We start from the raw sequence: 17462 nt of genomic DNA, 5'->3' as shown, positions 1-17462 counted from the left end.
CCACCAAATAGCGAGAACTCTGTTAAAAATTCAGTAAATTTGCTATAACACTGCCCTTATAATTTATGAATCGGCGGTAACGGCATCTTCGCGGCAGCGGATTTGGGGGGAGTAAACGAAACGATGCAACGCCACAGGGCTTCTCCATGCCACGAGGTCTGCCTCTCATTATGATATAAAGCCTGGAAAAGAAGCGTTATTTGCTGTTTTAGTGGCTCGTCATCAATTATCTTTTCAATATCCATCAGGTTTAGCACATTTGCCTGAGGCCATTGTAACCGAGCCCACTGAATCAAGGCATCTCGCGCATCCCGGGGGTTGTTTCCCAGGCAAGCTTGCTGCAGACGTTTAACGATCGGCCTGGACTTTGGAGAAGGGGAATGCTGCGGCCGTCGTTGCAACCATAACCCCAGAGTCAGCAGCCAGGCTAATGCAAAACCACCGGCAAGCCACCAGGCAAACATTGAAGATTCATCGCCTTGGGGCAAGGAGGCTTCTCTTTTATTGCCATCAACCAAATCAGAGTCGCCCAATACTTTCTCAGATTTGACACTGGCAGGTGAAGAAGAGGCTTGACCGCCGGTAGAAACCGCGGTTACATGCAGGGTGCGTTCAGGCAACTCACTGCGCTCTTCTTTACCGGTTAGTGTATTAAACCAGGTTAATTTAAGCGCCGGAATAGTAATTTGCCCTGGTTTATCCAACAGATACGTCAGTTTCATCGTTGTCGTACCGATTAAATCGCCCTGCCTGATAGTATTTTTTTCAGAAGGATTTTCCGGGTATACCGAAAAATCGCTATGATTTACAGCAAAATCCAGCCGAGGCAGGAGTTGGGCAGGAACCGCCACTGCCTGCAAAGAGACTGTACGCACCAGAGTACTTCCCTGTTTAAACGACAAGCTATTGTCCTCATAAGCTTCACTTAAGGAAACCTGCTTGGCGGGAAGCCAGCGTGCTGCTGAAAATTGTGCCGGCATCGCCTTGACCTTAAGAGAAACAGGGTTAGCCTGAACCTTTACCCTTTTAGAGAAGACATCATAGACAAGCGCCTGAAATATCGGGGGCTTTATCTTTAATTCACCGCTTTTTTGCGGAAATAAGGCATATTGTTGCTCATCAACCGTATACACACGCCCATTTTCCACACGTTGGTAATGATTGCCCGAACCCAGGGGGATAAGAAGCGCATCCTCTACCTGGGGCGCCTGGTATTCTGCATCAACCAGACGACGGCTACTATAGAGCTTGACCGTATAAATGACCTGTTGATTTACATAAGGACTTGCCTCATTCACCTCAGCCGCCAACATAACCTCCTGGGAAGCCATGCCAGACTGCCTAGGCTTTGCAGCTCGCCCTCTAACCTCTATACTCGCTGCTGTTGTTTTCTCCTGGCCTATCTGAATCGAGGGGATAGTCAGCATACCGACCCTTTTAGGCATTAACAATATAAGCCATTGATTTACCGCTTGAGCCTGGCCATTAGTCACACTGTAATTCATGCTACGTTGTGTGCCAAGAATGATAAAGTCATTTTGCAGCGGGGTTAAATCTGGCAGGCGGCCAGTTTGAGAACCGTCAAGGGTTAAAACAAGGCGGAACGGTTCCCCTTCATTAACAATTGAAGATTCAAGCTGCATAGTTATGGCAGCAAAGCCAAGAGAGGAAAACAACAATAATAAACCAAGCAAAAGTTTTTTCATTGATACCATCCACGTTGCCTGCGTATATGATCTCGTAAAAATTTCTCCCGCATCAATCCGCCCGGATCATCAGGAATCAATCGTAACCACTGCTCCTTCGCCTGCTGCTTTTCACGCTCCATGACTGAATTTTCACTGTTTGGATTGTTATCTCGCTTGTCCTGCTGGTCTTTATCCTGCTGGTCTTTGTCCTGCTGGTCTTTGTCTTGCTGGTCTTTGTCCTGCTGGTCTTTATCCTGCTGGTCTTTGTCCTGCTGGTCTTTATCCTGCTGGTCTTTATCCTGCTGGTCTTTATCCTGCTGGTCTTTATCCTGCTGGTCTTTATCCTGCTGGTCTTTATCCTGCTGGTTTTTATCCTGCTGGTCTTTATCCTGCTGGTTTTTATCCTGCTGGTTTAATAATTCCTCAAGCAATTTACGGTTATAGTGGGCGTCCTGATTCGCAGGATTTAAAGCCAGTGCCTTATCATAGGCTTTAATCGCCTGCTGATATTGGCCTGCTTTGGCCAGGGCATTTCCTTGGTTATAATAACCCTGTGCATTGTTTAGAGACTGATAATACCTGGCCGCCTGCTCATAATTCCCCGCGCGGTAAGCAGCAGCAGCCCGCCACTCCTTTTGCTGGAAAACCTTTTCTGCTTTTTCAAATTCCCCTTTTTGCATCAGGGATTGTGCCTGCTGATCTTTGGTAAGCCAAAAATCGGACCAGCCAAAGCTGTAACTATTACAAGCGAAACTGATGAGAAACAAGATGCCAATTTTCCTCATGAAGCTATCCTCTGCAGCCATCCCCGCCTAAATGCTGGCAATAACAACATCAGGGCTGGCAATAAGAACCAGCGGCCCTCATCACGCCAGACAGGCGCATCATTTTGCTGGCTGCGTTTGAACTCTTCAGCGGTAGGCGATTCAAGCCATTGCTGCAAATCACCTCCATCATCTCTAAGTGGTACTAATCGTCCCTGCCCTGCTGAAGCCAGACGCTGAAATAAGGGGTTTAGTGATGCATCCGCTCTAATTGGCATCACGGAAGTAAAAATATGCTTCTCTGCCAGTACCTTTGCCGTATCAATCGCATCGCTGTCGGGTGTTTCTCCTGTTAACACCAGGATTTTTCCCCGGTGAAAACCGGCCTGGCTAATAAGCCTGGCAGCTTGATCAAGTGCGCTGTCTAACCGTTGGCCTCTCACCGGCATAATGTCTGGACTAAGGGAATCAACCAAGGCATCAATCGTTTTAGCGTCTTCAGTCAGTGGTGAAACGACAAAAGGTTCTCCGGTATAAACAACCAGGCCAAATTGACCTGTATTGGAACGACGAAAGAGATCATGCAGTTTAAATTTGGCTCGACTCAACCGATCAGGGGATAAATCCTGATCCAACATCGTATCAGAAAGATCGAGAATCAGGACATTGGGTTGAATTTGTTGGTAGGTTGGTACTGGCAAACGAGACCAACTCGGTCCAGCCAGGCTAATAATCATGCACAAACCGCTAAGCAATAATAATAACAATGCACCATGCCGTTTGCCTTGATTCCTGGAGAGCATTAAATGCCTCAGTAAATGCTGGTCACAAACAGCGCCCCAGGCATCTAACTGGGTGTTTTGGCACCAAAGCCGCCAGCCTGCCCAAAGCAAGGGTAAAATAGCAACCAACCACCAGGGACGAAGAAAATGAAATTCAGTCATCATGATCAAGCCTCTGGTTGACTGCCAACTTAAAAGCGGTTAGTAAATGGGTTTTGCTGATAAGCCAATAAATAAACAACAGGAAAGCGATGCCCAGGAACCAGGGGTAATATTCATATTGGGGACGAATGGTTGCCTGCTCCTGAGCTACTGTTTCCAATTGGTTGATTGTCTCATAAATGCTATTCAACGATTGGCTGTCTGTAGCACGGAAATAACGACCACCGGTTATTTCAGCAACTTTCTGCAGCGTCTCTTCATCGAGGTCAGCAGAGGCATTCAGGTTGATGAATACGCCACCCAAAGCCCGCGGATCGCTTTCCGCACCCAGGCCGATTGTATAAACCTTGATGCCATCGAGCTTAGCCAGCTCTGCCGCCTTCAATGGCGGCAACACACCGGAATTATTCGCCCCGTCAGTCAATAATATGATGACCCGCCCCTCAGCAGGCACATTTTGCAACCGTTTCACAGCCAGCCCCAGAGCATCACCAATGGACGTTGTTTTCCCTGCAAGACCAACCGTTGCATCTTCAAGCCTTAACAACAGGGATTGACGATCATACGTTAATGGGGTCTGCAGGTAAGCACGGGTACCAAATAAGATTAAACCGATCCGATCCCCGACCCGTTCACGGACAAATTGTTCTGCTGCGCGCTTAACGACTGCCAAACGACTGACTGGTCGGCCATTGAGGATCATATCATCCAGCTCCATACTCCCTGACAAATCAAGTGCCAACATGATATTGCGGCCCTCCCGCTCCAACAGCTGAGGCTCACCCACCCAACGAGGTCCCGCAAGGGCAAACAGCATCAGACACCAAACTAATAATAGTAATCCTATTTGCCCTTGATTAGCCAAACCGGGCTTCCTATCCTCCATGATCTTTTGCATGGCACTGAAAAAGGGTACTTTCATTGCTGTAGGCAACTGAAGGAGCAGTTGCGGTAAAAAAAGCCAAAGGAGCAGGGGAAGGGGCAATAATATTAAAACCCAAGGTAAGGCTAACTCGAACATGGAGTACCTCGCTGTCTGATCCAGGCCTTTGCACAAGAAAAAAGCGGTTTTAAATCAACCGATTTTGCCTCCTGATAGGGCAACTCCAGCAGGCAATGCTTTACGGTATTAAAATCCACGCCTTTTCCCGTGCTGTTTAAAAATTTAATCCAGTCTGAGCCTTGCAATCCTGCAACCTGTTGTCTGGGGAAATAAACTAATGCGACACGGCGCAATAATTCAGAAATCCGGCTGCTGCTTTGTTGACTGTTCTCACCACGCTGATACGCTTGCCAATAACAATTCAGGAGTTGCAACGCTTCGCGCCTGGCGCGACCTTGCCTATAATAGCGATAACCCCAATGGATCAACAGACCAACAACCAATATGGCGCTTAAGATTAAAGCATACCAACCCGGCGCAAGCGGCCACCAGCTAATTGGTTCAGGCAGATGAATATCATGCAATTTTTCCAGCAATCGCGAATCAGCCACCTGACCTCCCCGGAAAAGTCCGCCATACCAGTTTAGGTATATTGGTTTGCGCATTCACCTGCACATATTGGATTTGCAAGCGGTTAAATAAAGCCTGTAGAGCAGCAATCCGTTGCTCGCAATAGAGTTGATACCCATCGCTGACTTCCTTCCTGGTCATATCAAGGAGGACTTCCTGTCTGCCATCAGTAATAGGGTAATGTTGCGGCTTGGGCGGTGCGAGTTCCAGAGGATCACAAACATGATAGGCTAAAACATCATTACTGGCCCGCAGCCGTCCCAAATGGCGCTCGCTCTCTTCATCCAACTGGTAAAAGTCACTGATGATTACCAATATGCTACCTGGCCTTGCTACCCGCCTTAAACGAACGAGGGTATCACTTAAGGACTTGGGCGAATTTTGCCCGTTATCATTCCCTGGGATTTCCCGGGTGTAGTGGCTCAGGGCAGCCAATAAAGGCAAAACGCCTAAATTACGGCCACGCGGGTTAAATTCATTATGCCCGGTTGCGGAGTAGATTAACCCCCCCACTTTGTCACCCTGCCTAACGGCAGTCCAGGCAATCATGGCGGCTAACCGGGCAGCAACAACCGATTTAAAAGCCAATCGGGTGCCAAAATACATCGACGGATTAAAATCACAAAGCAGCACAACAGGCCTCTCTCGCTCCTCCTGGTAAAGCTTGATATGTGGACGACCAGTACGGGCAGTCACTCGCCATTCCATATGGCGGATCTCATCACCAGCCTGGTAATTGCGAACTTCGGCAAAATCCATGCCCCTGCCTCGTAATTTTGCATGATGATTCCCTGGATGAACGGTATTCTTCAAGGACTGGTAATTTGTCCGCTGAGCATAGCGTTTGAAAGCAATTAATTCATCCAGTTCAGCAATTAAGCCATCAGCCATAACACTCCCCTAGGGGACAGCAATTAACCGTAACAAGGAATCGATAAACTGATCACTGCTTATCCCTTCCGCCTCTGCCTCAAAGGTTAACAGGATGCGATGCCTTAATACATCATGAGCAATGATATGGATATCCTCCGGTGTCACATAATTACGGCCAGCAAGCCAGGCATGCGCCTTGGCACAGCGATCCAGGGCAATTGTTGCCCGCGGACTGGCGCCATAACGTAACCAGCGAGCCAACTCCTCACTATACACGGCAGGATTGCGGGTCGCTACAACCAGTTGGACTAAATAGTTATCCAGCGCTTCGCTGGTATGCACCTTTAATACCTCTCGCCGCGCTTCAAAAAGGTCCGTCTGCGTTAAAGGCTTAATTGTTGATGCTTTCCCAGTTAACTCCAAGGCTCCGATTGCCTCGGTGCGGGCTAAAGAAAGGATATCCCGCTCCACCTGAGTATCAGGGTAAGCAATTTTTACATACATCAGGAAGCGATCAAGCTGCGCTTCCGGTAACGGATAAGTACCCTCTTGCTCAATGGGATTTTGCGTAGCCATTACCAAAAACAGCTCCGGCAAAGGGTAGGTTGTGCCGCCAATAGTTACCTGCCGTTCGGCCATAGCTTCCAGCAAAGCTGACTGTACCTTGGCAGGAGCACGGTTAATTTCATCGGCAAGGAGCATATGATGAAAAATTGGGCCTGGCTGAAAGACAAAGGAACCATTTTCAGGGCGATAGACCTCAGTGCCTGTCAAATCCCCGGGCAATAAATCCGGTGTAAACTGGATACGATGAAAATCGCCCTCCACTGCCGCGGATAATTCTTTAACAGCACGTGTTTTCGCAAGCCCGGGAGCACCCTCCACTAACAAATGGCCATCCGCCAGCAAGGCAATCAATAATCTTGAAATAAGGCTTTCCTGACCGAGAATACGTGCATTAAGGTGTGCACTTATTCTGGAAAACTGCTCCTGCACACCCTGGGTTGAAATAACTTTAGGTTGCTCCATTCATCTTATCCCATAAAAAAATGATAATCCTAACGTGAAATCTGACTGCTGCCAAGGCTGAATTCCTCAATTTAGCAGATGCCCTGTTTGCCAGACTTGCTGTTAAACGCTCTGATAGCTCGCTTGTAACTCAATAGGCATCAACCGCTGCAATTGCTCATAAAGCGCAATGATTTCCATGCAAAATACATGTAACTGTTGCCTGTCTTGCCACAAATTATAATCAATCCCTTTGCGGAAGCCCTGCTGCCTTGATAAAATTTTCAACAAATGTCTGTCTTTAGCAGACAGCCCCAATTCGCTGTTTAATTCTAACAGCTCCAGCAACCGTTTATGCTGAATGATCTTTTTATGGTCATGGAGCAGGTAAGCTTTAAACGTCAATTCAAAAGCCATATGCATCAGCGAGGTCACAGCCTCTAAAGCATCGACTGCCTGATGATCAGCGGTACTGATTTCCCCGTGGCATTGCAGCAAATGTTCTGCACAATAAGCATGCTGGGTAGCGATCTTTAGTAACTCTAAAGGCGAAAAATAGGTCTTATCCATGGTTACCTTATTTAATTGTTTAAAGCAGGGTGCGATTAAAGCAAACAAAACAGCGCCGATCATAATTGATGTGTATAATAGAAAACAATTTAGAAACTTGCTTTTAATGCTTTTTAATGAATTTTCTTGGCAGCCCATTATCCATTGGCAAACTGCAATTAGCCAATCGTCTAATCCAAGGCCCTTTGGCCGGTTTCAGTTGTGCCCCTTTTCGGGAACTCTTCTATCAATATACTCCCCCTGCTTATTGTGTGACAGAAATGGTCTCCGCCCATGATGTGCTCCATAAGCATAAGGCAAATTCCCGCTACCTGTTTCGCTCAGCAAAAGAAAAAACACTTTGCTATCAAATTTCAGGCTCTGATCCTGTGATAATGGCCCAGGCATCCGCCTGTCTTGAGCAGCTTGGGGCAGATTTGATTGATATTAATTGTGGTTGTCCAAAAAGCAAAATTCGTAAAAAAGGGGCGGGCAGCGCCCTGCTTGATAAACCTCAACAACTTGCCGCAATTATCAGCAAAGTACGGGCAACAATCACCATCCCCCTAACCGTTAAAATCCGCATTCAGAGAAATGCTACTGACATTCAGTTGGCCAGGGCAATAGAAGAAGCAGGGGCGGATGCGATTATCGTTCATGGCAGGCATTGGGCAGATAACTATGATAACCCATCTGACTTTAATCAAATAGCGAAAATCAAATCGGCAGTGTCCATACCAGTCATTGCCAACGGTGATATTTTTGACAGGGACAGTCTTTTGCATGCCCTGAAAACCAGTCTGTGCGATGGCTATATGGTAAGCCGCGCAGGCACCGGCAAGCCCTGGCTCTTTGAGCATTTATTAGAGGAAAAAAGATTAGTTATAGAGGATGTCCGGCTTAAAGCGCTATTTATGCAACATCTGCAACAATTGGCCGGACTGGAAAATGAACACAAAGCCCTGCTGCAAAGTAAATCCCTGTTTCGCTATTACTTCAAACCATGGTTCACCAAAGAGCAGTTACATGCTTTTTACGCCCTTGAAAACCTGGCTCAAATTGCAAGCTATCTACAAAATTTCCATTTCAGCGAACCGCTTTCTGGCGGGAAAAATCCTAGCCAATACTCCGCCCCCCATCCACAGCCAGTATCTGGCCTGTAATAAAAGGGTTTTCAATGAAAGTAAGCAGGGTCTGGGCAATAAAATTGGGCTGCCCATGACACCTCAGGGGGGTTTGGGCAATAATTTTTTCCTGGATCTCGGCACTTAAGCTATTTTCATTTTCAGGCCAGGCAATAGCGCCCGGAGCAATGGCATTGACACGCACATGGGGGGCAAATTCGCGGGCCAGCGCTTTTGTCTGCATGGCTAAAGCCGCTTTAGTCTGGCAATAAACCGCATAGCCTTTCAGGGGCTTATCCGCGTGAATATCGGTAATGTTAATAATGCTGCCTTGATGCTTTTTAAGATAAGGATAAGCTGCAAGACTCAATTGAAAGGGAAGCTTCACATTGACATTAAACAAGGAGTCCCAATCTGTTTTATCGACTGCCGAATCCAGTGCGGTAGCAGTAAACACCGATGCATTATTAATTAGCAAGTCCAGACGTTTGCCCCAATCTACCGTTGCCGCAATTATTTTCTCTGCCGCATGAGGAGCCATTAGATTTCCTTGCACCACACAGGCACTATCCTCGCGTTGCTGATTTAGCTCCCGGGCCAGGTTATCTGCATCATTCAGGGATTGATGACAATGGATGACTGTTTTAAAATTAGCCTGATGGAGTTTTCTTACCATTGCAGCACCTATGCGTCTTGCAGCACCGGTAATCAACGCGACTTTTGTGGCTTGTTTATTAACATGATTCAAGGTATGTTTCCTCGTTTTATAATTTTTAATCAACTATGACTTTATTGACTTTATTATCTCAGCAAATTAAGCAGCAGGGTGCTATCCCTTTTGTCCAATTCATGCAGCAAGCATTGTATGCGCCTGGTCTTGGCTACTATAGTTCGGGACTACAAAAATTCGGGCCTCAGGGTGACTTCATCACCGCACCGGAGTTGACGCCCTTATTCGCTCAAACCCTGGCCAATCAATGCCAGCAAGTGTTTAGTGCCCTGGAAAATCCCTGTTTATTCGAGTTTGGGGCTGGCTCAGGGCGCCTGTGCGTTGATATTTTACTACAACTTGAAAAACTGGATGCACTCCCGGAAACTTATTTTATCCTGGAAGTCAGCAGTAATTTAAAACAACGGCAACAAGCATTGGTACAGGAAAAAATCCCGCATTTACTCGATCGAATCCATTGGCTTGACCAATGGCCGCAAACACCCTTTACCGGTGTCATCATTGCCAATGAAGTGCTGGATGCCATGCCTGTCCATCGTTTTCTTAACACCGAAGAGGGCTTGTTAGAAAGCCATGTTACCCTTGATGACAATGGCGAACTTAAGGAAATATTTAAGCCATGCAGCGATCAGCGCCTGCAGGCTTATGTAGCAACCGTGCTGGCAGATGATTTGCTTCCCTACCAATCAGAAGCTAATTTGTTTATGGATGGCTGGATTCAACAGTGTTATGCCATGCTGGAAAAAGGGGTCGTCCTTTTAATTGATTATGGCTTTCCCCGGCATGAGTATTATCACCCCGATCGCAATATGGGCACTTTAATGTGCCACTATCAACATCAGGCTCACGGCAATCCTCTCATCCATCCTGGCGAACAGGATATCACCGCCCATGTTGATTTCACCCAGGTTGCAGAAACTGCCCATGCAGCCGGTTTTCATATTGCAGGGTATACCAATCAAGCCTCTTTCTTGCTGGCCTGCGGTTTGCTAAGCTTGTTTGCACAGATGAATGATGAGCCTGGCCATCTGAACAGGCAGCAAGCCGTTAAACAACTGCTGCAGCCGAGCGAAATGGGGGAGCTCTTTAAAGTGATTGCATTGACAAAAAAGCTGGATATAGCATTGATGGGCTTTCAATTGCAGGATAAGCGAGCAAGTTTATGAAAAAATATTTAACCACAGTGGAACTGCAAAAAGAGTCGATGAAATTTTCCGCAGGCCACACCACCATTTTCTCCGCTACTGAACGCGAGCCTTTACATGGGCATATGTACGGTGTTTACCTGGCGCTGACAACCTGGGTTGAAGAAAATGGCATGACGTTTGATTACCGCTATTATAAGGAACGTATCCATAAATTATGCCGCCATTTAAATCAGACTTTCCTGATGCCGCAGTTTTCCCCCTTTTTGCAGTATGCGGAAGATGACGACTATTATTACTTTACTTTTAACCATAAAAAAATCCCCTTCCTTAAAGAAGACGTTACCCTCATGCCCCTCTCTAATATCACTGTAGAGGAACTCTCCCGATGGTTTGTTGAGGAATTAATCAGAGATACTGCTGAATTAGACAGGCACCGTATTGAAAAAGTGGTTGTAAAGGTTTTTTCCGCACCCGGACAATCCGCAAGCCATCAATGGCAACGCCCTTAGGCTATGGATACTATTTATAAAGTCTGCATTCCTCACACCCATTACGATTTTTTTGATTACCGGTCTCCAACACTCCACCCCTGCATTGGCGCCCGGGTCTGGGTTCCTTTCCGCAAGCAAACCCGTCTGGGGATCGTTATCGGCAAAGGGGCAAGCAACCAGACCGCACCCGATACACTTAAATTGATCCATGAGGTCATTGATGAGCAGCCCCTGTTAAGCGACAGCTTGCTTGAACTTTGCCAGTGGGTAAGCCATTATTATCAATCGCCGTTGTCTGAGGTCATTCCTTTAGCCTTACCTAAAACTTATCGCCTGGGTAAAAAGAGCCAATTGCCTGTAACCGATTATTACCAATTAGCCTTGCCTGCGGACAAAGCACATGCATTGATTACAACCCGAGCCCATAGGCAACATGCGCTAATTGATTTTCTCGCCCGACAGGAGGCAGGAGTTAGTAAGAAAACCCTGCTGGATAAAGACTTCAAACAGCCCCAGTTTAAGCCGCTTGTGGAACTTGGCATTCTCCAGGTACATCAGCGTATTGCATTGCCTGTTCAGGTAAACCAAACTATAAACCAGCCACTAATCCTCAATCCTGAGCAGGGAGCTGCCGTTCATACCATTAGCCATCATTTAAATAAATACCATTGCTTTTTACTGTATGGGGTGACGGGTAGCGGGAAGACGGAAGTTTATTTTCAGGTTATTTCCCAAGTATTGGCGCAAGGCAGGCAGGTGCTTATACTGGTTCCTGAAATTGGCTTGACCCCTCAACTTCTGACACGTTTCAAGGCACGATTTAATGAACCGATGGTGGTTATCCATTCCAATTTAAATGAGACTGAGCGCCAATATGCCTGGCAACTTGCCAGCAATAATCTGGTAAAACTCGTCATCGGCACGCGAACTGCAATTTTCACCCCCATGCCGACGTTAGGTTTAATCGTTATTGATGAAGAACATGACCTTTCACTCAAACAAATGGAGGGCGTTCGTTACTCAGCCCGAGACACAGCGCTTCTCCGTGCCTACAAAGCCGATATTCCCGTCATTTTAGGGTCAGCAACGCCAAGCCTTGAAAGCCTTTATAATTGCCTGCAGGGAAAATATTCTCTGTTGCGCCTCAATCAGAAAGCCCTCAACAGTAACCCCTTGCATTATCAAATCCTTGATATTCGCCATACGCCTTTACAACATGGGCTGGCAACCAACAGTTTAAACATCATTAATGAGCATCTGAAACAGAACAACCAGGTTTTAATCTTTATTAACCGCCGTGGATTTGCCCCTGTATTACTCTGTTCCTGTGGCTGGATAGCTGATTGCCCAGCCTGTGATAGCCACTTCACCTTGCACCGGAAGTCAGCCCGTCTGATCTGCCATCACTGCGGTCTGGCCAATCCCATTCCTTCGCAGTGTAAAAAATGCCATAGCAAGGAGCTAATGCCGATTGGTGCAGGGACCCAACGTATCTATGAGTACCTGGCGGAGCAATTCCCTGATGCCAGTCTGCTGCGAATTGACCGTGACGTGGTTCAAAGAAAAAACGCCCTGAATAACCATCTTGAACGCATTGCAAAAGGCGAGGCGACATTGATTGTCGGAACCCAGATGCTCGCCAAAGGGCACCATTTCCCACGTTTAACCCTGGTGGTAATCCTTGATGCAGACGCTGGTTTTTTTAACCAGGATTTCCGCGCCCTTGAGCGCCTGGGTCAATTACTGACTCAGGTCGCTGGCCGCGCCGGGCGCGCGCACTTCCCAGGGCAGGTAGTCATCCAGACCCATTTGCCTCACCACCCCCTGCTTAATTTGCTTATTCAAGAAGGCTATGAAGCTTTTGCCGAGGCATTATTAGCCTCAAGGCAGGAAGCCCAATTCCCACCTTATCACTTTTTAGCCATGATAAGGGCTCAAGACAAATCAGCTGAGAAAGTACTTGGTTTTCTTCAGCGCATCAAAAAACAACTAGTCTCCCAGGAGATCAACGTATTAGGCCCCGCCCCTGCCCCCCTGGCAAGAAAAGCCAATCAACACCGTATGCAACTGCTTGTTAAATCCCCTTCACGGAAAAAATTGCAAACCACATTGACGCAACTTCGGGAGTGGTTAACAATAAATAAATTAACTCATCTTGTTCGCTGGAATGTGGATATGGATCCAATGGATTTATCATGACCGAGCAAAAAATAAATGTTCATAAAAAGATTTTCGCCATTGAATGGGGGGACATGGATGCCCTGGGCCATGTAAATAATGGACGTTATTTTGATTATTTCCAGCAAGCCCGCATCGAATGGTTAGAAAGCTTTGATTTTGATATGAAGCAAGCCATTGGACCGGTGGTCATTCATGTGGCCTGCACTTTTCTCAGACCTATCGTTTATCCGGCAACCTTGACATTAATAAGCAGTGTCCACAGTTTAGGCCATTCCAGCATCATGATGGATCATGAAATTTTTCAAAATGAAGCGCTAATGACCCAGGGTACAAGTAAAATCGTCTGGGTAGACTATGTGGAGAATAAATCCGTTGCCATTCCTGACGCAATCCGCAATCTGTTTCATCAACGCAGTTAACCAGTAGAACTTCCACGCTGTAAAGGCGCAAGTGGAAGTCATTACGCTTTGTATACAGTAGGATTTCGCAAAAGACCCATTGACTGACTAGGTTCTGTGCCCTTATCGCTAGCTTGAGTCAAAAAGCCTTGATTGGCGAGCACCGAAGCGGAGCATACATCGAAGTATGTGAGCATCGGAGCGCAGAAAATCAAGGCTTTTTGGCCAAGATAGTAGATAAGTGCACAGAACCTAGCGCTCATCGCATACCGTATAATAACCATGTCGGTATGGGTTACTGCGCGCCCTGAACACATAATCACGGCAGTGTTGACCACGCTCATCTGTATAGCGCTTATCCAGGCGAAAAACAAAATCACTAAACTCCATATCTTGCTGCCATTCACGTGCCTGACGCGCTTTATTCTTTTCTTCCATCTTATCTAAAAATTTACTAAGCTTGCTGGCATTGCCGATTGACAGAAACATTGCTGCAATTAGGATAACCGCTATTTTTTTCATATTTACTGATCCAAAAAAACCCAAGTCAGGCAATATTAAAACAAATTTTGGCAAATAACAAATCTCTGAACGGATAAGTTTGATAGCATGATAAAAATTAACAGGAGCCCTTAAATGCCGGGAAAACAATCAAAATCGTTTCATTCACTAGTCCTTATCAGCATGGGGCTCTACCTTTTCCTTCTACCTTTTATCCAATACCCGTTTACCACAATCCTAAAGCCCATACCAATTCTTCTCTTGATAAGGTTAACCTCACGATCCAGTCTTTTGTGGCAATCAAAAGGATTGCTGATTGCTGCCCTGGGGTTTTCCATGCTTGGCGATGTGGTTTTGACGCTACCAGGTGAGGCTGCACTGAAAGCAGGTATCATAGCCTTCCTGCTGACCCACTGCATTTATATCGGTTTATACCTGCAGGATAGTCAATTTCGTATTATGCGGCTAATTTATTTTATTCCGGTCTTATTATTAATCAGCTTAGGCTATCGTTACCTCATCCCTTATCTGGGAAACATGGCTCTTCCTGTTACCATCTACCTATGCATGCTAACCTTAATGGTATTCACTGCTTTTCAGGTAGTCCAATATCCACTACCAATTATCATTGGTGCCTGTTTGTTCTTATTATCGGATTTTATTTTAGCGTTAAATTATTTCATCTTTGACAAGACATGGGCTGACATTGCCGTCATGCTTAGTTACTATCTTGCACAATTTTTATTAGTCACCGGATTGCTTAAGCGCAAGCCATATTATAGCTCCCAGCCTCAGCGTAATAACGCAACCATCAACCCACTTGATCTTTAGAAGCCATCATGAGATTACCTGGCTGCAAGAAGCGAAGGCAGGGTAAAATAGAAACAACATAAAAAAAGCCCTTTCGGGCTTTTAATAGTTAAACATTACCTACCCACTTGACCCCTATATAAGGGCCATAAAGTCCAAAGTCAGAGTCTCCAGCAACGCCAAAACCGGTAACACCTCTTGTTTCCAGAGCATTGAAGTAGTTAACAACCTGATAACCACCTTCAATATTAAAAGTGCCCTGAGCCAGTTCATGAGCGTAATTTAGTCCCAGCTTGGCTTCAACACCAGGTACTATCGATTTTCTACTGGCATATACACCGGCCGGTACTAACCCGCTTGGAGAAAATGCAAAAGCAGAGTTATAGCGGCTTGAACCATAGAGAATAGAACCAGCAAGATTAGCTGTCAGGCTAAAGCCGTGGGTTAGATTATAGGCGTAATCCACACCAATAACGGGACCTAAGCCATTGAAATCGACATTGCGATTCAGGACAAACCCGCCGGGCGCAACAGGAGCAATCGCAACGGGTGTAGCCAGATATCGGTTTCGTGCATCAACCCGGATTCTGGTGTATTGCAAACCACCATAGAAGCGAGCATCTTTCAGCAATCCGATATCAACATGCTGCCCCATGACAAGATTCACCTGATCAAAGCGAGTATCCAGAGACAGGTTGAATGGAACAAAAGAAGCCCCGGAAAAAGGCGTCAGACCAGCAAAACCAGACTGTGTTGAATCATTATCAAAATGCATCCAGGTCATGGTCACATCATTGCCTGTATTAAAATGATAAGATCCTTCCAAACGATAACCCCAGCTCCAGTCATCATTAGCTTCCCTTAAAGTACCGGCGGGGGTAAATTCATAGCCTCTGTCTGCATCATAGGTTGGCTTTAAATACAAAGCCTGCACACCAATATCCCATCGTTTTGCTTCACAAGGAACCGTAACATCGCCAGGGGCACAAGAAGGTGCTGGTGGCGGAGAATACATCCCTGCTGAAACGAATCCGCTTGCTGCTAAACCAAGAACAGCTAAGGTTGTTTTTTTCAACATTAATCACTCCATTGTCAAAAAAAAGCCCATCAACTAGGATGGGCTTTTATAAAGCATCTGTCAGGTTGACAAATTACACGTTACCAACCCATTTCAAACCAACGTAAGGACCTTGGATACCGAAATCGGTTTCACGGAAGGTACCGGCAGTGCTGATGTAGTGGTTAGCATTGAAGTAGTTAACCCACATCCAGCCAGCATCCAGAGTCAGATCACCTTGAGCCATAGCGTAGGTGTATTTAGCACCCAACTTGGCTTCTACTTCAGGAACGATAGTGGTTTTAGAACCGCTAACTCTGGCAAAAGTAGGCAGCAATGGACCGAAAGCACTGGTTGCAGCAGAGCTGTTGAATTTGGCATCACCAACCAGGATTGCAGTAGCACCATTACCGTAGATGGCAAAACCGTTACCGAAGTTGTAGGTCATGTCAGCACCGATACGAGGACCAAAACCATTGTACTTGTGGTTAGAGGTCAGAGCGATGCTTGGCAGAGAACCTGGCGCAAACATAGAACCAGCAGCTCTGATTTCATGTTCGATACGAGCGTATTGAACACCAGCGTGGAAGCGGATGTCTTTATAATCGCCGAAGTCTACATGCTGACCGAACTCCAGGTTAACAGCATCCCATTTTGGCTCAAAACGGGTAGCACCAAAAAATGGCGCGTCAATACCATCAAACAGAACACCAGCGTAGTTATTTCTGGTCTTCTTATTCCAGTGGTACCAGTTAAGGTTCAAGTCATTGCCGGTATTGAAGTGGTAAGAGCCTTCCAGCTTGAATCCCCATCCCCAATCAGCATTGTTATCATGATAACGAGTGTAAACTCCATCAGTTGAATAAGGGCCGTAAGCAAAATCAGCGTTGTAAGCAGGCTGAAGATACAGTGCCTGTACGCCAAAATCCCAAGCGGTTCTTTCGCAAGGAACAGTTACATTACCAGGGGTACAAACAGGGCCCATGGTTCCAGCAAATACTGCACTGCTACCTAAAGCAAGAACAGCTACCGCTGTTTTTTTCAGATTTAACATGCTTCATCTCCACTTTTTATTATTAATTTCCCGTTTAGCTATCAATCCACCAAAGTGACATTGACTACAGTACGCAATCATCGCTCTAATCCGAGAACGTACATGGACAAATTATCAAGTGCTACTTTGTCAAAGTCAACACTATTTCCATAAAAATTCTCTATAAAATCGATAATTTAGTTGGTATAACAACAGGTCGTGCCTTATTTGTGAGCAACCCAGCTAAATTAACACCATTACGGTAAATATGAAAATAGCAGCTAACTCTTACACCACATTACACTGTCAAAGAACCCATCTTCAGCAAAAGAGTAACCTGCATACTATATCATTTATCAAATCAATAGCTTATTATTTTTTTGAATTTATCAGATAAGCGTTAAGGCATGCAATCTTTTTTGCATTCAATTTCAGCCTGTCTGAGCAGATAGGCGGGAATCTATCTCCCAGGTGAAGTGAGGAGCTAAATTGGGCTATGGATTTCCGCCTGCGCGGGAATGGCAGTGTAAGACAGATTCAGTGAAACGTTGTACTAGAGCAGCATATGATTTAAATTTACGCAGCCAATTTTGTAGCAATATGTAAATTTGTTACCATAGCAGTTCTATTTAAATCAAACTCATTCAGTC

General features: G+C 45.9%; 18 protein-coding genes. 6 read left to right on the top strand and 12 right to left on the bottom strand.

The genetic code is table 11. The annotated features are described in order from the left end of the window. Nucleotides 1–56: 56 nt before the first annotated feature. The 8 genes from E1O65_RS10685 to E1O65_RS10650 form a co-directional block, all read right to left on the bottom strand. Entirely contained in the window at nt 57–1706 is a 1650-nt protein-coding gene (locus E1O65_RS10685; RefSeq protein WP_165474956.1) for a BatD family protein, read from the bottom strand. Beyond that, complete coding sequence (locus E1O65_RS10680; RefSeq protein WP_133133594.1) at nt 1703–2473, bottom strand: tetratricopeptide repeat protein; 771 nt, start codon at nt 2471–2473, stop codon at nt 1703–1705. Before E1O65_RS10680 ends, E1O65_RS10685 begins: the two co-directional genes overlap by 4 nt. Further along, nucleotides 2470–3399, bottom strand: coding sequence for a VWA domain-containing protein (locus E1O65_RS10675; protein WP_133133593.1), 930 nt, complete (start codon nt 3397–3399; stop codon nt 2470–2472). The genes E1O65_RS10680 and E1O65_RS10675 overlap by 4 nt, the downstream gene beginning before the upstream one ends. Continuing rightward, nucleotides 3389–4417, bottom strand: a complete 1029-nt coding sequence (locus E1O65_RS10670; protein ID WP_133133592.1) for a VWA domain-containing protein — start codon at nt 4415–4417, stop codon at nt 3389–3391. Before E1O65_RS10670 ends, E1O65_RS10675 begins: the two co-directional genes overlap by 11 nt. Continuing rightward, the gene (locus E1O65_RS10665; RefSeq protein ID WP_133133591.1) at nt 4405–4890 is read right to left on the bottom strand and encodes a DUF4381 domain-containing protein; all 486 of its coding nucleotides are present in this window, start codon (nt 4888–4890) and stop codon (nt 4405–4407) included. The genes E1O65_RS10670 and E1O65_RS10665 overlap by 13 nt, the downstream gene beginning before the upstream one ends. Next, nucleotides 4883–5800, bottom strand: coding sequence for a DUF58 domain-containing protein (locus E1O65_RS10660; protein WP_133133590.1), 918 nt, complete (start codon nt 5798–5800; stop codon nt 4883–4885). The genes E1O65_RS10665 and E1O65_RS10660 overlap by 8 nt, the downstream gene beginning before the upstream one ends. Before the next feature lie 9 nt (nt 5801–5809). After that, nucleotides 5810–6811: a MoxR family ATPase gene (locus E1O65_RS10655; RefSeq protein WP_133133589.1), complete on the bottom strand. Its 1002-nt coding sequence runs from the start codon at nt 6809–6811 to the stop codon at nt 5810–5812. A 102-nt stretch (nt 6812–6913) separates the two neighbouring features. Next, nucleotides 6914–7360 carry a hypothetical protein gene (locus E1O65_RS10650; RefSeq protein WP_133133588.1) on the bottom strand — a complete coding sequence of 149 codons (447 nt, stop codon included), beginning with the start codon at nt 7358–7360 and terminating at the stop codon, nt 6914–6916. Nucleotides 7361–7476: 116 nt separating this feature from the next. Between E1O65_RS10650 and E1O65_RS10645 the strand changes: the two genes are divergently transcribed. Beyond that, nucleotides 7477–8502, top strand: coding sequence for a tRNA-dihydrouridine synthase family protein (locus E1O65_RS10645; protein ID WP_133133587.1), 1026 nt, complete (start codon nt 7477–7479; stop codon nt 8500–8502). Here E1O65_RS10645 and E1O65_RS10640 read toward each other — a convergent pair. Next, nucleotides 8456–9211: a pteridine reductase gene (locus tag E1O65_RS10640; RefSeq protein WP_133133586.1), complete on the bottom strand. Its 756-nt coding sequence runs from the start codon at nt 9209–9211 to the stop codon at nt 8456–8458. The genes E1O65_RS10645 and E1O65_RS10640 overlap by 47 nt on opposite strands. Before the next feature lie 35 nt (nt 9212–9246). On the opposite strand from E1O65_RS10640, the gene E1O65_RS10635 reads away from it, so the two are divergent. From E1O65_RS10635 to E1O65_RS10620, 4 genes are read left to right on the top strand one after another with little or no spacing between them, the layout of a single operon-like run. Further along, the gene (locus tag E1O65_RS10635; RefSeq protein WP_133133585.1) at nt 9247–10359 is read left to right on the top strand and encodes an SAM-dependent methyltransferase; all 1113 of its coding nucleotides are present in this window, start codon (nt 9247–9249) and stop codon (nt 10357–10359) included. Continuing rightward, nucleotides 10356–10850: a 6-carboxytetrahydropterin synthase gene (locus E1O65_RS10630; protein WP_133133584.1), complete on the top strand. Its 495-nt coding sequence runs from the start codon at nt 10356–10358 to the stop codon at nt 10848–10850. The genes E1O65_RS10635 and E1O65_RS10630 overlap by 4 nt, the downstream gene beginning before the upstream one ends. A 3-nt stretch (nt 10851–10853) precedes the next feature. After that, nucleotides 10854–13031 (top strand): primosomal protein N', encoded by a 2178-nt coding sequence (locus tag E1O65_RS10625; RefSeq protein ID WP_133133583.1) that lies wholly within the window; start codon nt 10854–10856, stop codon nt 13029–13031. After that, the gene (locus E1O65_RS10620; protein WP_133133582.1) at nt 13028–13432 is read left to right on the top strand and encodes a thioesterase family protein; all 405 of its coding nucleotides are present in this window, start codon (nt 13028–13030) and stop codon (nt 13430–13432) included. The genes E1O65_RS10625 and E1O65_RS10620 overlap by 4 nt, the downstream gene beginning before the upstream one ends. A gap of 231 nt (nt 13433–13663) precedes the next feature. Here the strand turns inward: E1O65_RS10620 and E1O65_RS10615 are convergent, their stop codons facing one another. Further along, nucleotides 13664–13933, bottom strand: coding sequence for a hypothetical protein (locus tag E1O65_RS10615; protein WP_133133581.1), 270 nt, complete (start codon nt 13931–13933; stop codon nt 13664–13666). Between the two features lie 114 nt (nt 13934–14047). On the opposite strand from E1O65_RS10615, the gene E1O65_RS10610 reads away from it, so the two are divergent. Then, complete coding sequence (locus E1O65_RS10610; protein WP_133133580.1) at nt 14048–14743, top strand: lysoplasmalogenase; 696 nt, start codon at nt 14048–14050, stop codon at nt 14741–14743. 88 nt (nt 14744–14831) lie between these two features. Here E1O65_RS10610 and E1O65_RS10605 read toward each other — a convergent pair whose 3' ends face one another. Beyond that, nucleotides 14832–15800, bottom strand: coding sequence for an Lpg1974 family pore-forming outer membrane protein (locus E1O65_RS10605; protein WP_133133579.1), 969 nt, complete (start codon nt 15798–15800; stop codon nt 14832–14834). Between the two features lie 73 nt (nt 15801–15873). Then, nucleotides 15874–16833, bottom strand: a complete 960-nt coding sequence (locus tag E1O65_RS10600; RefSeq protein ID WP_133133578.1) for an Lpg1974 family pore-forming outer membrane protein — start codon at nt 16831–16833, stop codon at nt 15874–15876. Nucleotides 16834–17462 lie beyond the last annotated feature (629 nt).

The sequence above is a fragment of the Legionella sp. W10-070 genome, from assembly GCF_900640175.1.
In the GTDB taxonomy this organism is placed as follows: domain Bacteria; phylum Pseudomonadota; class Gammaproteobacteria; order Legionellales; family Legionellaceae; genus Tatlockia.
The sequence above is the reverse complement of the archived record's forward strand: the minus strand, read 5'-3'. Positions and strand labels throughout refer to the sequence as shown.

Excerpts from the sequence above, each read along its gene's own strand:
- E1O65_RS10685 (WP_165474956.1), bottom strand. The coding sequence starts at position 1,706 with ATGAAAAAACTTTTGCTTGGTTTATTATTGTTGTTTTCCTCTCTTGGC.
- E1O65_RS10680 (WP_133133594.1), bottom strand. The coding sequence starts at position 2,473 with ATGAGGAAAATTGGCATCTTGTTTCTCATCAGTTTCGCTTGTAATAGT.
- E1O65_RS10675 (WP_133133593.1), bottom strand. The coding sequence starts at position 3,399 with ATGATGACTGAATTTCATTTTCTTCGTCCCTGGTGGTTGGTTGCTATT.
- E1O65_RS10670 (WP_133133592.1), bottom strand. The coding sequence starts at position 4,417 with ATGTTCGAGTTAGCCTTACCTTGGGTTTTAATATTATTGCCCCTTCCC.
- E1O65_RS10660 (WP_133133590.1), bottom strand. The coding sequence starts at position 5,800 with ATGGCTGATGGCTTAATTGCTGAACTGGATGAATTAATTGCTTTCAAA.
- E1O65_RS10655 (WP_133133589.1), bottom strand. The coding sequence starts at position 6,811 with ATGGAGCAACCTAAAGTTATTTCAACCCAGGGTGTGCAGGAGCAGTTT.
- E1O65_RS10650 (WP_133133588.1), bottom strand. The coding sequence starts at position 7,360 with ATGGATAAGACCTATTTTTCGCCTTTAGAGTTACTAAAGATCGCTACC.
- E1O65_RS10645 (WP_133133587.1), top strand. The coding sequence starts at position 7,477 with ATGAATTTTCTTGGCAGCCCATTATCCATTGGCAAACTGCAATTAGCC.
- E1O65_RS10635 (WP_133133585.1), top strand. The coding sequence starts at position 9,247 with ATGACTTTATTGACTTTATTATCTCAGCAAATTAAGCAGCAGGGTGCT.
- E1O65_RS10630 (WP_133133584.1), top strand. The coding sequence starts at position 10,356 with ATGAAAAAATATTTAACCACAGTGGAACTGCAAAAAGAGTCGATGAAA.
- E1O65_RS10625 (WP_133133583.1), top strand. The coding sequence starts at position 10,854 with ATGGATACTATTTATAAAGTCTGCATTCCTCACACCCATTACGATTTT.
- E1O65_RS10620 (WP_133133582.1), top strand. The coding sequence starts at position 13,028 with ATGACCGAGCAAAAAATAAATGTTCATAAAAAGATTTTCGCCATTGAA.
- E1O65_RS10615 (WP_133133581.1), bottom strand. The coding sequence starts at position 13,933 with ATGAAAAAAATAGCGGTTATCCTAATTGCAGCAATGTTTCTGTCAATC.
- E1O65_RS10610 (WP_133133580.1), top strand. The coding sequence starts at position 14,048 with ATGCCGGGAAAACAATCAAAATCGTTTCATTCACTAGTCCTTATCAGC.
- E1O65_RS10605 (WP_133133579.1), bottom strand. The coding sequence starts at position 15,800 with ATGTTGAAAAAAACAACCTTAGCTGTTCTTGGTTTAGCAGCAAGCGGA.
- E1O65_RS10600 (WP_133133578.1), bottom strand. The coding sequence starts at position 16,833 with ATGTTAAATCTGAAAAAAACAGCGGTAGCTGTTCTTGCTTTAGGTAGC.